The 13,334-nt window shown below is 67.3% G+C and carries 16 protein-coding genes and 1 tRNA gene; 11 read left to right on the plus strand and 6 right to left on the minus strand.

Annotated features, from left to right (window positions below):
• Window positions 1-65 precede the first annotated feature (65 nt).
• The 6 genes from ACHZD8_RS01030 to ACHZD8_RS01055 all read left to right on the plus strand — a co-directional run bounded on the left by ACHZD8_RS01030 (window position 66) and on the right by ACHZD8_RS01055 (window position 3,139).
• The gene (locus ACHZD8_RS01030) at window positions 66-719 is read left to right on the plus strand and encodes an HAD family hydrolase (protein WP_394768235.1); all 654 of its coding nucleotides are present in this window, start codon (window positions 66-68) and stop codon (window positions 717-719) included.
• A gap of 121 nt (window positions 720-840) precedes the next feature.
• Window positions 841-1,326 carry a pyridoxamine 5'-phosphate oxidase family protein gene (locus tag ACHZD8_RS01035; RefSeq protein ID WP_394768237.1) on the plus strand — a complete coding sequence of 162 codons (486 nt, stop codon included), beginning with the start codon at window positions 841-843 and terminating at the stop codon, window positions 1,324-1,326.
• 53 nt (window positions 1,327-1,379) lie between these two features.
• On the plus strand, window positions 1,380-1,733 hold the full coding sequence (locus ACHZD8_RS01040) for a VOC family protein (protein ID WP_394768239.1): 354 nt from the start codon (window positions 1,380-1,382) through the stop codon (window positions 1,731-1,733).
• A gap of 134 nt (window positions 1,734-1,867) precedes the next feature.
• Window positions 1,868-2,230, plus strand: a complete 363-nt coding sequence (locus ACHZD8_RS01045) for an ArsR/SmtB family transcription factor (protein ID WP_394768240.1) — start codon at window positions 1,868-1,870, stop codon at window positions 2,228-2,230.
• On the plus strand, window positions 2,227-2,697 hold the full coding sequence (locus ACHZD8_RS01050; RefSeq protein WP_394768242.1) for an SRPBCC domain-containing protein: 471 nt from the start codon (window positions 2,227-2,229) through the stop codon (window positions 2,695-2,697). The genes ACHZD8_RS01045 and ACHZD8_RS01050 overlap by 4 nt, the downstream gene beginning before the upstream one ends.
• A gap of 4 nt (window positions 2,698-2,701) precedes the next feature.
• On the plus strand, window positions 2,702-3,139 hold the full coding sequence (locus ACHZD8_RS01055; protein ID WP_394768243.1) for a VOC family protein: 438 nt from the start codon (window positions 2,702-2,704) through the stop codon (window positions 3,137-3,139).
• A gap of 100 nt (window positions 3,140-3,239) precedes the next feature.
• Here ACHZD8_RS01055 and ACHZD8_RS01060 read toward each other — a convergent pair.
• Window positions 3,240-3,329, minus strand: a tRNA-Ser gene (locus ACHZD8_RS01060).
• Window positions 3,330-3,407: 78 nt separating this feature from the next.
• Between ACHZD8_RS01060 and ACHZD8_RS01065 the strand changes: the two genes are divergently transcribed.
• Both ACHZD8_RS01065 and radA read left to right on the plus strand, forming a co-directional pair.
• Complete coding sequence (locus tag ACHZD8_RS01065; RefSeq protein ID WP_394768245.1) at window positions 3,408-4,172, plus strand: SGNH/GDSL hydrolase family protein; 765 nt, start codon at window positions 3,408-3,410, stop codon at window positions 4,170-4,172.
• 25 nt (window positions 4,173-4,197) lie between these two features.
• On the plus strand, window positions 4,198-5,562 hold the full coding sequence (gene radA / locus ACHZD8_RS01070; protein ID WP_394768246.1) for a DNA repair protein RadA: 1,365 nt from the start codon (window positions 4,198-4,200) through the stop codon (window positions 5,560-5,562).
• Here radA and mmuM read toward each other — a convergent pair.
• A complete protein-coding gene (gene mmuM, locus ACHZD8_RS01075) occupies window positions 5,559-6,467 on the minus strand; it encodes a homocysteine S-methyltransferase (RefSeq protein ID WP_394768248.1) in 909 nt (302 codons plus the stop codon). The genes radA and mmuM overlap by 4 nt on opposite strands.
• Before the next feature lie 176 nt (window positions 6,468-6,643).
• On the opposite strand from mmuM, the gene ACHZD8_RS01080 reads away from it, so the two are divergent.
• Window positions 6,644-7,051 (plus strand): hypothetical protein, encoded by a 408-nt coding sequence (locus ACHZD8_RS01080; RefSeq protein WP_394768250.1) that lies wholly within the window; start codon window positions 6,644-6,646, stop codon window positions 7,049-7,051.
• Between the two features lie 131 nt (window positions 7,052-7,182).
• On the opposite strand, the gene ACHZD8_RS01085 is transcribed toward ACHZD8_RS01080, so the two are convergent.
• The 3 genes from ACHZD8_RS01085 to ACHZD8_RS01095 form a co-directional block, all read right to left on the minus strand.
• Window positions 7,183-7,797: a hypothetical protein gene (locus tag ACHZD8_RS01085; RefSeq protein ID WP_394768252.1), complete on the minus strand. Its 615-nt coding sequence runs from the start codon at window positions 7,795-7,797 to the stop codon at window positions 7,183-7,185.
• A gap of 87 nt (window positions 7,798-7,884) precedes the next feature.
• Window positions 7,885-10,419 carry an ExeM/NucH family extracellular endonuclease gene (locus ACHZD8_RS01090; protein WP_394768254.1) on the minus strand — a complete coding sequence of 845 codons (2,535 nt, stop codon included), beginning with the start codon at window positions 10,417-10,419 and terminating at the stop codon, window positions 7,885-7,887.
• A gap of 125 nt (window positions 10,420-10,544) precedes the next feature.
• Window positions 10,545-11,045: an amino-acid N-acetyltransferase gene (locus ACHZD8_RS01095; protein ID WP_394768255.1), complete on the minus strand. Its 501-nt coding sequence runs from the start codon at window positions 11,043-11,045 to the stop codon at window positions 10,545-10,547.
• Window positions 11,046-11,191: 146 nt separating this feature from the next.
• On the opposite strand from ACHZD8_RS01095, the gene ACHZD8_RS01100 reads away from it, so the two are divergent.
• Together ACHZD8_RS01100 and ACHZD8_RS01105 are read left to right on the plus strand one after the other, a co-directional pair.
• Window positions 11,192-11,830, plus strand: coding sequence for a hypothetical protein (locus ACHZD8_RS01100; RefSeq protein ID WP_394768256.1), 639 nt, complete (start codon window positions 11,192-11,194; stop codon window positions 11,828-11,830).
• A gap of 414 nt (window positions 11,831-12,244) precedes the next feature.
• Window positions 12,245-12,739 carry a hypothetical protein gene (locus tag ACHZD8_RS01105; RefSeq protein ID WP_394768257.1) on the plus strand — a complete coding sequence of 165 codons (495 nt, stop codon included), beginning with the start codon at window positions 12,245-12,247 and terminating at the stop codon, window positions 12,737-12,739.
• 67 nt (window positions 12,740-12,806) lie between these two features.
• Here the strand turns inward: ACHZD8_RS01105 and ACHZD8_RS01110 are convergent.
• Window positions 12,807-13,334, minus strand: a 528-nt coding sequence (locus ACHZD8_RS01110; RefSeq protein WP_394768259.1) for an AAA family ATPase, incomplete at its 5' end; no start/stop codon positions are given.

Raw genomic sequence — 13,334 nt, forward strand, 5'->3', positions numbered from 1 at the left:
CTGTCTATGGCTGGCGAGGCACAGAGGAGGCGCCTACCGTTCGGCGTGATTGAGGAGGTGGTCCCATGACGACTCGCGCTGTGCTGTTCGATGTCGACGGCACCCTGGTGGACTCGAACTACCGGCACGTGCACGCGTGGTCGCAGGCTTTCGCACTGGTCGGCCGGCCGGTCGACGCGTGGCGGATTCACGCGGCGATCGGGATGGATTCCGGCCTGCTGTTGAACGAGCTGTTGGGCGAGGAGGCGGCCGAGTTGGGCCCCCGCGCCCAGGAACTCCACGGCCGCTTCTACGCCGAGGCGAGCCGGGACCTGCGGCCGCTCAACGGCGCGAGGGAACTCGTGAAGGAGGTGGCCCGTCGCGGCCATGCCGTCGTGCTTGCGACCTCGGCGCCGGAGGATGAGTTGGCCACCCTTCGAGACGCGCTGCAGGTTGACGAATTCGTCTCGTTATCTACCTCCTCCGAGGATGTCGGCACGGCCAAGCCCGAACCGGACATCGTGCGGGTGGCGTTGACGCGAGCGGGTGTCGATGCCTGTGAGGCCGTGTTCATCGGCGATTCGCGCTGGGATGTCGAGGCCGCGGCACGCGCGGGAGTCAAGTGCGTCGCGCTGCGCTCTGGTGGCACCGGAGCACTGGAACTCTTCAACGCCGGGGCCTTCTTCGTCTGGGATGACCCAGCCGACCTGCTCGCCCACTACAGCGAGACCCTCGAGTGATCCGGTCGTGCGCCTGGGACGCCGGCGGGGTCTCGCTAGGCCCACTCGCCCCCATCGGCAAGCCCTGGAAAATGCTCACCAGCGCGCCCAGGCTCGAAGAACCGAACCGAGAGGAGCAGTAATGACTGACACCCGCACGGATGTTTCGACGTTGACGGACCTGATCGAGGGCATCCGCTTTGCAACGCTCACGACGATTGACGACGTGGGCAAGATGGTCGCCCGGCCCATGACGCTGCAGCGCACCGAGTGCAACGGCGACCTGTGGTTCCTCTCCGCCCGCGACGCGACGGCGGTGACCCAGCTCGCGATCAACCCGGGATGCGGCGTCACGTTGGCCTCGGGCGACACGTGGATCTCACTCTCCGGTACCGGCGAGATGGTGGACGATCCCGCGCTCGTGAAGGAAATGTGGAACCCGTGGGTCGAGGCGTGGTTCCCCGAGGGTCCGGACGACCCGAACGTGGTGCTCATCAAGTTCTCCAGCGATAGCGCCGAATACTGGGACACCCCCGGCGGACGGCTCGCAACGGTGATCAGTCTGCTCAAGTCGAAGGTGACCGGAGAACGGTACGACGGCGGGGAGAACGCGAAGATCGAGCTCTAGGGTCACCCATTCCCCAGGTGCCTCGCCGCGCGGTGCCGTGGCAGGCTACTGGCATGGAACACGTTCTCGGAATCGGAGGCTACTTCCTCCGCGCGGCCGATCCCGACGCGCTGGCCGCCTGGTATCGCGACTGTCTTGGACTGGACCTCGACGAACACGGGCTGTGGAATCCGGATGCCGGTCCCACCGTGTTCGCCGCGTTCGATCCGGATACCGACTACGTCGGCTCGCCAAGCCAACAGAGCATGCTCAACTTCCGAGTGCGCGACCTCGACGCCATGCTCGCGCAGTTGAGAGCCGCGGGAGCGGCTGTGGTCGAGGAGACGCAGGACATGCACGGCGTGGGGCGATTCGGCTGGGTCACCGATCCCGAGGGCAATCGCATCGAACTCTGGCAGCCCGCCTGAGCCGTCGGCTCATCCCCTCCCCGGGTCTTCCGACGGACTTGTCGACCCCCGTCGAGGATGAGCGAGCTGACGGGTTGACGTGGCTGCCGACCCGTGTCTTAATGAAGTTATTCATTAATTAAGGATTCGCCGAAATGACCGCTTCGGACCACCTAAGCCTCGTGTTCGCCGCGCTGGCCGATCCGACGCGCCGCGCGATCCTCTCGAGGCTCGCGCGGGGACCGGCCACCGTGGGTGAGGTCGCCGCACCGTTCGCGATGAGCGCGCCCGCGATCTCCCAGCACCTGAAGGTGCTGGAGCGCGCGGGGCTCATCACCCGAACCACACAGGCTCAGTGGCGCACCCTGACCATGGAGGCGGAGCCCCTCGACCAGGCGTCGGCCTGGGTGGAGAAGCACCGCCGTGAGTGGGACTTGCGCCTCGACTCCCTCGAAGCGCATCTGAAGACCATGAAGACCCAACCGAAAAACACCAACTCCCAGGAGGCAGGATCATGAATGCACCGGACCCGTCGGCAACGGACGCCCCTCAGTTTTCGATCACCCGCATCTTCGATGCGCCGCGCGAACTCGTCTGGCGGGCCTGGACCGAGGAGGCCGAGTTGGCCAACTGGCTGCACCCCTTCGGCGTGTCCACCGACAGCGTCGCATTCGACGTTCGCGTGGGCGGTCGATACCGGTACACGATGACGAACGACGAGACGAACGAACAGTTCCCGACCGGTGGAGAGTATCTCGAGGTGGAGCCGATCGAACGGCTCGTCTTCACCTGGGGCGAGCCCGATGCGCCCGTCGACGGGGCTCCGGTCATCACCCTCACCCTCATTCCGCGAGACGAGCGCACCGAACTCGTGTTCCATCTGCGCGGGTACGACGGCAAGCCCGGTGACGGGTTTGTCTACGACGGCTGGGACGAGGCCCTCACCAACTTCGGCCGGCATCTCGCCGGTGAGACGCTGGACTGACCTCATGGCGATCAGAATGGATAACGTCGGCATCGTGGTGCAGGACCTGACGCCGGTCATCGAGTTCTTTCGCGACCTCGGGCTGGAGCTTGAAGGACGCGCCATGGCAGAGGGTGAGTGGGCCGGGCGCTGCACCGGCCTCGGCGACCAGCGCGTCGAGGTGGCCATGATGCGCACCCCAGACGGTCACGGCCGGGTGGAGCTCTCCCGCTTCATCGAACCGGAGATCATCGAGGACCACCGCAATGCACCGGTCAACGCCCTGGGCTACCTTCGCGTGATGTTCGAGGTGGACGACATCGAAGACACTCTCGCGCGTCTCTCCAAGCACGGCGCGCGACTCGTCAGCGACGAGGTGGTGCAGTACGAAGACGTGTACAAGCTCTGCTACCTCCGTGGACCCGAGGACATCCTCGTCGGGCTCGCACAGAGCCTACGCTGACCGCCCCGCGTGCGGCCGGCTCTCGGCCGACACGATGCCTTCGCGGCAGTCACGGCAACGAAAAAGCCCCGCAATCACTGGGATGTACGGGGCTTTCACGTGGCGGAACCGGTGGGATTTGAACCCACGGTGGGCTCTCACCCACACAACTTTTCGAGAGTTGCACCTTCGGCCGCTCGGACACGGTTCCGTCGTCGATCTTAGTACACCGCCGGCGACCGCCGGGCATGCCGCCCGGGCACCCATCGGCCGGGCGTAAAGTTCTGCCGTGACCACTCCCCTGCTGATCGCGCTGATCGCTGTGCCGGTGCTCGTGGCCCTCGCCGCGATCGTCGCCTGGGCCCTCGGCCGCCGTCGGCACCGGGCGGGATCGGCCCGGCTCGCCAACACCCTTCACCTCAACGCGCGGTGGTGGAAGGACGAGGGGAAGAAGCCCGGCGACCTGCTCTACGTGGCCCTCGGAGACTCCGCGGCCCAGGGCGTCGGCGCGAGCAAACCCGGCCGCAGCTACGTCGGCCTCCTTGCGCGGCATCTGCGCGAGCGAACCGGGCGCACGGTGCGGGTGATCAACCTCAGCATGTCGGGGGCACGGCTGCGCGAGGCGCTCGCCATCCAGCTGCCCGCCCTCCGGAGGATGCCGACGCCGCCGGACGTGCTCACCGTCGCCATCGGCGCCAACGACATCGCCTCCTTCGACCCGGCGCGCTTCGAGAACGAGTTGCGCGAGCTCTATGCCGCCCTGCCCGCCGGCGCGATCGTCGCCGACCTTCCGTCGTTCTACCTCGGCTCCTCCGGACGGAGGGCGCGCGAGGCGAACGCGATCGTGCGCCGGCTCGCCGCCGAGCGCGGCTTCGACGTGGCCCCGCTGCACGCGGCAACCCGGCGCCAGGGGGCGGCCCGGTACGCGCTCAACCAGGTGGCGGCAGACTTCTTCCACCCCAACGATCGGGGCTACCGGGTGTGGGCATCCGCGTTCCTTCCCCTCCTCGACAGGGTCGCCACCGAGACTCGCTCCACCGCAGACACGGAGTGACGGGGGCCTCGCCTAGGCTGGCGAGGTGGCCAAAGTCCAGTCGAATTTCCGATGCTCCGAGTGCGGCTGGACCACCCTCAAGTGGGCCGGCCGCTGCGGCGAGTGCCAAGCGTGGGGCACCGTGGTCGACGTGATGGATGCCGCGCCGAGCCGATTCGTTCGGCCCGCCACGGTGAGCGAGGCCCGAGCGGCCAGGCCCATCACGGCGATCAGCGCCGACGAGGTAGCACACTGGCCGAGCGGCATCGGCGAGTTCGACCGCGTGCTCGGCGGCGGCATCGTGCCGGGCGCCACAATCCTGCTGAGCGGCGAGCCCGGGGTGGGAAAGTCCACCCTGCTGCTCGAGGTGGCGTCGAAGGCCGCGGCCGGCGGCATGCGCGTGCTCTACGTGACCGCCGAGGAGTCGGTGAGCCAGGTGCGCCTGCGAGCCCAGCGCACCGGGGCGCTGCAGCCCGAGCTCTTCCTCGCCGCGGAGACCGACCTGGCCACCATCCTCGGCCACATCGACCAGGTGCAACCCCACCTGCTCATCGTCGACTCGGTGCAGACCGTCTCCAGTTCGCTCACCGACGGCCTCGCCGGCGGGCCGGCTCAGGTGCGGGAGGTGGCCTCCACGCTCATCCGCGTCTCGAAGGACCGCAACCTGCCGGTGCTGCTCGTGGGCCACGTCACCAAGGACGGCTCGATCGCCGGCCCGCGCCTGCTCGAACACCTCGTGGATGTCGTGTGCCAGTTCGAGGGCGACCGGCAGACCGCCCTGCGCTTCGTGCGCGCGCACAAGAACCGATTCGGATCCACGGATGAGGTGGGCTGCTTCGAGATGACCGGGGACGGCATCGCCGAGGTGGCCGACCCCAGCGGGCTGTTCCTCTCCCGGGGCACGGGCGCGCTCTTCGGACCGGTGAGCGGAACCTGCGTCACGGTGGCCGCCGACGGACGGCGGGCGCTGCCGGTCGAGGTGCAGGCGCTGATCGTGAAGACCTCGGCGCCCAACCCGCGCCGGGTCACCAACGGTGTCGACTCGTCCCGGGTGGCCATGCTGCTCGCCGTTCTCGAGCGGCGTGCGGGAATGAAGCTGAGCGAACACGACGTGTACGTGTCCACCGTCGGTGGCATCCGCCTGACGGAGCCCGGCGCCGACCTCGCGATCGCGCTCGCCATCGCCAGCGCGTACAGCAACAAGGCCTTCCCGCCCACCCTCGTCGCCGTGGGCGAGATCAGCCTCGCCGGGGAGATCCGGCCGGTCTCCCAGGCCAAGCAGCGCATCGCCGAGGCGCGCCGGCTCGGCTTCACGACCGTGATCGACGCGGACCTCGGCCATTTGCGGGAGGCGATGCGCAAGGCGTTCGCGAGCGCGGTGGTCGAGCAGGCGGACGTGCCGGCCTTCTAGCCGCGAACCGTCGCGGCGATCGCCGCGACCTGCGTGGGCCCCACCCGGCAGCATCCGCCCACCGCCGCCGCGCCGGCCTCGATCCACTCTCGCACGAGTTCGTGCGGGAACTCGGCCGAGCCCATCCAGCGCCGGTTCTTGGCGTCCCACTGTTCGCCCGAGTTCGGGTAGACGATCACGGGCTTGTCTGTAACCCGGCGGGCGGCGGAGATGGCCTCCGCCACGTCGTGCGGGTCCGTGCAGTTGACGCCGACCGGCACCACCTCGTCGGGGCCGGCGGCGATGGTGTAGGCCTCGGCGAGCGACTCCCCGGAGCGCAACGCCCCGAACGCCGACGTCAGCGAGATCCATGCGGGCCTGCCCGTGCCCGCGATCTCCAGCGCGACTGCCTCGGTCTCCGCCAACGAGGGGATCGTCTCGACCGCGATCAGGTCGGCGGCCGACGCGGCGAGCACCTCGATGCGGCGCCGATGCCACGACCTCAGTTGCGACACGGTGAGGCCGTAGTCGCCGCTGTACTCCGATCCGTCGGCGAGCATCGCGCCGTACGGACCGACGGAGGCCGCGACCCAGGCGTGCCTGCCGTGAGCCTCCTCCCGGGTGGCGTCCCGCGCCTCGATCGCGAGGTCGGCGCTGCTGCGCAGCACCGCGTCTGCCGCCGCACCGACGACACCTCGACGGGCGAGCGCCTCGTAGCTCACCTGGTACGACGCCGTGATCGCCACATCCGCGCCGGCCCGGAAGTACTCCGCGTGCGCGTCCCGGATCTCCGCCGGGTTCTCGAGCAGCAGGCGCGCCGACCAGAGCGACGACGACAGGTCGTTGCCTCGCGACTCCAGCAGGGTGCCGAGTCCGCCATCGAGCACGACGCGGCCCCGGGAGAGGGCGTCGGCGAAGGTGGTCATGCACCGAGCCTATTGAGCCGTGGGAGGGTCGGGAAGCGCTAGTTCAGGATGAGGTGGCCCGGATTCGTTGGGATCTGGGCTTGTGTCGTATTGGGGGTGCACGTATCTGTGACGTGCGTAACGCGCAAAGGTGTTACGGGCAGGGAGCGTCGGTAGCGGGCCATAGAGTTTCGCTCATGGACACATGGATATCGCCCGTAGTCGTCGTTGCATTGGCAGGTCTTGCAAGTGCGCTCATCACGAATTGGATCAACAGGCGGGCTGAACTCAAGCTGCGCAAGATCGATCATCTGCATGACGACAGATCGCGGCTGCTCAACGAGAAGCAGGCTGCGTACTCAAGGCTCTTGGACCTGGGGCGTGGTGTCCAGGAGCGGGCGGTAAAGGGCGTTGAGAATCGGAATTCGACCACTTTTTTCTCTGATTTCTGGTCGGCCGCCAGTCAAGCGAAGTTGGTTTCGAGTGTGGGCACGCGTGAGGCAATCGATGCCTATGCGGGATCTATTGTCCAGTCGTCTGGGTCGTCGGTGGGTCCGGCTGAAACGACCTTGATTCCGATCCTGAGTACGGAACTCAGCGTGTAGCGTTCGTCAGAAATTCGTCAGCGCAACTGATTTAGACCGTTTCTGACCGTCGCAGCTATCGCTCGGATGGGGCTAGATCCCATATATTCTGGCGTTCTTGTCGCCATCTATCGTTGGCTGTCGCTGGATTGTTAGTTCAGGATGAACTGCACGGTCTGCTTCGACGCGAGCGGGCCCATCTTCACACTGAGGTGGTAGCTGGCGCCCGCCGCCGTCACGGGCGGCCGGGTCTTCTGGCAGGTGGAGGCGGCCGAACGGGTGCGGTCCCACGGAATGGGCGGGGTGGTAATCGCCACGTTCGGCTTGAGGGTGGATGGCGCGTCGACCGGGGCCGACTGGCAGTCCTTGGAGTCCCAGATCTGCTCGGAGCCGCTCGTGATGATCAGCTCCTGCTGGGTCGAGCCGAGGTTCATGGTGCAGTCGGCCTGCCCGGTGTTGGTGATCGACATGCTGATCTGGGGCTGCTCGCCCGCGCCGTAGATGGTCTTGTCTGTCACGGCGACGAGCTTGAGCTTGGCGGGCACGCAGGCCGCGCCGGCTGCGGCGGCCGGGGCGCTCGGGGACGGGGACGCCGCGCTGGTGCTCTTGACGCCCGTGGCGTCTGACTTGGGGGCCGTCGCGCCGGAACCGGGCCGGAACACGATGAGGAACACGATCACGGCGAGCGCGCCGAGACCGACAATGAGCCTGCGGCGCCAGTACACCTTGGGCGGCTGGGGGCCGACAGGATTTCTAAACGTCGACATGCGCTAAGGCTAAGCTCGCGTGTTCGATTTGCCCGGTATTTGCGGGGGCGTGTACTGTCCGCCCCCGCAATTCGCGGTTCGAGCCTCTCAGTGCCCTCGAGCGGAGAGCGCGAGCCCCAGGATCACGGGGTCGTGGTCGCTCGAGCGGTACGGCGTCGGCTCGTAGAGGTTCACCGCGTTGTAGTTGAAGCGGCTGTATTCGAGGCCCACGGACTCGACGGAGTTGATGTTCCAGACATCCGCTCCCCGCACCACGCAGTCGGCGGCCGGCGACGCGAACACGTGGTCGAGCGAACCGATCATCCCGTCGAAGGCGTACGTCTGCTTGCCCGTCTTCGCCACCTGGTCGAGATAGCCCGCGCCCACGATCGCGGTGACCGGGTCTTCCTTCTCATAGGAGTTGAAGTCGCCGACGAGGAACACCCTGTCGGTCCTGGCCCGAGTCTTCTGCTGGTCGGCGAAGGAGAGCAGCGCCTGGGCCTGCCGCACGCGGTCCGCGTTGAAGGCGCCCTGGCCCTGGTCGGTGTTCTCGCCCGTCGCGCCGCCAGGGCTCTTGGACTTGAAGTGGTTGGCGATGATCAGGATGCGGGACGACCGGCCTCCCTCCCGCGGCTCGAAGGCCTGGGCGAGCGGCTCGCGCGCGTTGGCGAAGGCCGACGAGCCGATCAGGATGGCCGACTCCCCCACCGGCTTCACCGCCTTCGTCTTGAAGATGAAGGCGGTGCGGATCACGTCCTCGTCGGCCACTGCCGGGGCAACGGCGGGCGTGCGCACGTAGTCCCAGACCTTGCCCTTCGCGTTGAGTGCGGCGACCAGCGCTGCGACCGCGGCATCCCGGTCCAGCCCCACCTTCGCGGAGTTCTCGATCTCCTCGAGCGAGACGACGTCGGCCCCGAGGGCCGTGATCGCGCTCACGATCTTCGCCTGTTGGCGCTGGAAGCTCGCCTCGGTCGCCGCCCCGCGCACACCACAGCCGGGGGCATCGCTGTTGGCCACGGTGATCGGGTCGCCGTCACGGTCGTTGTAGTAGGTGCAGCCGGTGCGCTCGTCCCCCGTGGTGGGGAAGTAGTTGAGCACGTTGAAGGTGGCGATCCTGAGGGAGCCTCCCACCGGGGCCGGCGCCGCGGTGCGGGTGTTGGCGAAGGTGGCCGGCTGCACCTCGGCCGCGACGGCGGGGGTGAGCTCGGCGGTGGGCTGGAGCTTCCACAGGCCGTAGCGGAAGTCGAGGATCACCGGGCGCGTGAACGTGACCGGCGCACCGATCCGCACCGGCGCGGCGAGAGTGAGCCAGGGCAGCGGCTTCGACTGGTTGGCCGGCGAGAGGTAGTTCGTGCTCGCGCCGTCGTCGACGGTCACCTTGCGCGCCGCGTTGCGCTCCACCACGGCCAGGTACTCGGCACTTCCGTAGGCGGCCACGGCGGTCGGCTGCACGAGCGGGCTCGTGTCGTGGGCGAGGGCGATCTCCCCGTAGCCGTTCGTGTCGTAGTTGTCCGTGACCGTGTACGGGCCCTGGGGCGCGACGAGCATCCCCTCGAGCGACTCGCGCTGGGCATCCGTCGCCGGGAACTCGATAGTCGCCGGGGCGGGCCCGGACACGGTCGACTTGTCCAGCTGCACGAGGTCGGCGGCGGCGACGACGGAGAGCTCGGTGAGGTGGTTGAACTCGCTCACGGTGCCGGTCACCCGCACGTAGTCGCCGATCGAGACCGCGGATGCCGTGGCCGAGCCGTAGACGAAGATGCCGTCCGAGGCGGTGTGGCTGGCGAGATCGACCGCACCCCCCGTGCCGGGAGTCTGCAGGTAGAAGCCGTTGAAGCCGCCCGCGGGGTACGCCGCGGTGACGATTCCCGTGGTGGTGACCGCGTGCCCGACCTGCGGGCTCACGTCGGTGCTGCCCTGGATCGCGTCGATCGGCAGCGCGACCGGCGGCTCCGGGGTTCCGCCCCCCGTGGAGCCGGAGTTCTGTGGCGTGATCGACGGGGACAGCGCGAAGTCGGCCGATCCGTTGTCGGTGTCGGCGAAGCCCGTGCGGGTGAGGGACTTGACGTCGGTGTTGCCGGCCGGGGCCGGGGCATCCGCGGTCTCGAAGGTGTTGGAGGTGCCGTAACCGAGCAGGTCGACCACGGCCGGGTTGGCCACCACCGAGCCGACCGGGAGCGTGAGCGCCGCCGCGGAATTGGAGAGGATCAGCGTGCCGGCCGAACCGCTCGGGTTCAGTGTGCTCACCACATCCGGCGTCGGAAGCGGGGCACCGTTCGCGCCGTTGCTGCCGCCCTGCACGAGGAAGTAGCCGGAGGGGGCGATCGTGCCGGAGAGGGCGACGACCGAGGAGGAGGCCGCGGTTCCGGTGGCCGGGCGGTACTGCACAGACCAGCCGGTCAGGCTCACGGGGGCGGTGCCCGGGTTGTAGAGCTCCACGAACTTGTTCGCGTAGGCGGCCCCAGCGCTGCCTCCGCTGAGGTAGGCCTCGTTGATCAAGACGCCGGTGCCGTCGGTGCTGGCGCTGGCCGTCACCCCGACGAGTGGCGCGGCCGTCAGCGCGATGCCGAGCAGTACTGCGAGTGCCGCTCGCCTCGTCGCGTTCCTTCGAGCGGACGTCCCCCGAATGAATGGATCGACCATTGCTACCCCTCCCCAGTGACCGGATGCTCGTGCGCGCTCAAGCCAAGAAGGCACGGGTTAGCAGTCGGGGCTGCTCTGGCAAACTCTGGGTAAAGAGTAACCGAACCTCCCCCGTTAGGGGGTAGTCAGATCCGTTTGATCATCCGGGTGTTGCCGAGGGTGTTCGGCTTCACCCGCGCGAGGTCGAGGAACTCGGCAACGCCCTCGTCGGGGGAACGCACCAGCTCGAGGTAGACGGCGGGGTCGATCGGCTCCTCCGACATCGGCTCGAAGCCATGGCGGGTGAAGAACGGCACCTCAAAGGTGAGGCAGAACAGGCGGCTGAGCCCGAGGTCGCGGGCATCCGCCTCCAGCTGCTCCATCAGCGCGTGGCCGACGCCGCGGTGCAGCCACTCGTCGATCACGGCGAGCGTGCGCACCTCGGCCAGATCCTGCCAGATCACGTGCAGCGCTCCGCAGCCGATGACGTTCCCCGCCTCATCCTCGGCGATGCGGAACTCCTGGATCGCCTCGTAGAAGACGACCGAGTCCTTGCCGAGCAGGATGCGCCGCTGAACGAGTGGTTCGACGAGGGCCTGGATGAACGGAACGTCGCTGGTGCGGGCGGCTCGCACGAAAAAGGTCATCCTTCGATCGTAAACGGCGATCGACGGCGTCGAGATCACGACGGACTTTGTCACGATTCGAGCACGCCTGACACCGTGCGCCCGCAGACTATATAAAGTGATCATTGCTTGACAAACTCCGCAATGCTCTCTGAGTCGAGGACACCATGCACCGCAAATTCGTCGTGGCGTTCGCCGCCTGTGTGGTGGCCGTATCGCTGTCGGCCTGCGCCGGCTCTCCCGGCCCGGGATCGTCATCGTCGAGCAATCCCCCGCCGTCCACGACGTCGACCCCGAGTCGGACCCCAACCCCAACGCCCGCGCCGATCAACACAGCCGATCCCGCCACCTGGATCGTCTCTGAAACCGGCATCGGCCCCTTCCAGTTGGGCGCCAACCTGAAGATGGTGACCGCGGACCTCCCGGGCCTGACGGCCGACAACGCGAATTGCCCAAATCCTCAGGCAGCGTTTCTCACCGGGACAGGTGTGGCTGTCGCCCTGTTCGTCGACAGTGTGGGCAATATAGTCGGGGTGAACGCGGGTCCGACCCACCCGGCTGGCAACCCTCTCGCCGGCCCCCACACCGCGTTGGGAATCGGCTACAGCTCGACGGCAGCGGAGTTAACGACCGCCTACCCTGCGATTGAGCGAACCGACTACTTGCCCGACGCCGGATTTCCGCTCTACACGGTGAAGACGGCGACGGGCCGCTGGATCTCCTTCGACGTGGATCTCGCGACTCAGACGGTCAACGGCATCGGAGTCTGGCCAGGCACCCGACCACCCTACGAATACTGCGGGTAGCCGCCGCTCCCGTGAACGACGGATGGCCGGCGAGTCTCCTCGTGGGCCATCCGTCTTGTGAGCGTGAACGGCGAATGAGACAGGCCCACAAGGCGGTCCGTCCGGTGCGGCCATAGACCGGACACGGAAGTCATGAAAGACGGAATCGCGACACGGTCGATAACGATTCGCGAACGGAAAGCCGTGATCCCGAACCACCCCCACAACGCGGATGATACTTAGCTGACAATACCTCCAGATCCAATCTTCATCGAGGACGAGATGCAACGTAGATTCAGGACCGCAGTCGTCGTGTTAGCGGTTGCCCTTTCCGCTTCGGCCTGCAGCGGACCAAAGATCTCCAGCCCGGCCTCCACAACCACCCCGCGAACCTCCACTGCGGCGTCTGCGTCGCCGAGCCCCACAGAAGCACCAATGAACCCGGCTGACCCTGCGACGTGGATCGTCTCGGATACCGGCATCGGCCCGTTCCAACTCGGTGCGAATGTGACGAGCGTGACGGCACAACTGCCCGCCGGAAGCGCAGCAACCGTGGAGTGCCCCAACCCCCTCGCCGGCTTCTTCGACCTCGCCGGTATCCAGGTTGTCCTGTTCCGCGACGATGCCGGAGCCATTGTCGGCGTCTCTGCCGGAAATCCACTTCAGTCCCCGAATGCCGCCACCGACAGCGGACGAAGCCCGCTCGGCGGCCCCCACACCCTGAAGGGGATCGGCTATGGCTCGACGGTCGCGGAGCTGACGTCTGCATACCCGCTAATCGAACGCCCCGCCGCTGACGACAACTTTCCACGCTTTACGGAGAGGACAACCGGTCGATCGTCGATCAGCTTCAATGTGAACCTCGCGAGCCAGACCGTCAACGACATGGGGGTCTGGCCGGACTCACCCCCGTACGAGTATTGCGGCTGACGACTGGCACGATAACCAAGAGAAGGGCGACATCTTTCGATGCCGCCCTTCCCTTTTGTGCTGCTGCTTACGCCTCGATCGCGGCGACCGGCTCCTCGATCGCTTCGCGACCCGGCTGGCGCTTGGTCGCGAACACGAACTCGTCGCCGACGTAGTCCACGTGAACGTGGTCGCCCGCGTTGAGCTCGCCCTGCAGGATGCGCTCGCTCAGTCGGTCCTCCACCTCGTGCTGGATGGCGCGGCGCAGCGGCCGTGCTCCGAGCGAGGGGTCGAACCCGATCTTGATCAGCTGCTCCTTGGCCGGAAGGGCCAGCTCGATGGTCATGTCGCGGTCCAGCAGGCGGTCCGAGAGCCGCTTGATGAACAGGTCCACGATCTGCAGGAGTTCGGCCTGGCTGAGCTGCGGGAAGACGATGGTCTCGTCCACCCGGTTCAGGAACTCGGGCTTGAAGTGCTTCTTCAGTTCCTCCACGACCTTGCCGCGCATCCGGTCGTAGCCGGTGGCGGTGTCGGTGGCGGAGGTGAACCCGATGGGGGTTCCCGAGATGTCCTTGGTGCCGAGGTTGGTGGTCATGATGATCACCGTGTTCTTGAA

This window comes from Lacisediminihabitans sp. (assembly GCF_043726815.1).
Taxonomy (GTDB): Bacteria; Actinomycetota; Actinomycetes; order Actinomycetales; family Microbacteriaceae; genus Lacisediminihabitans.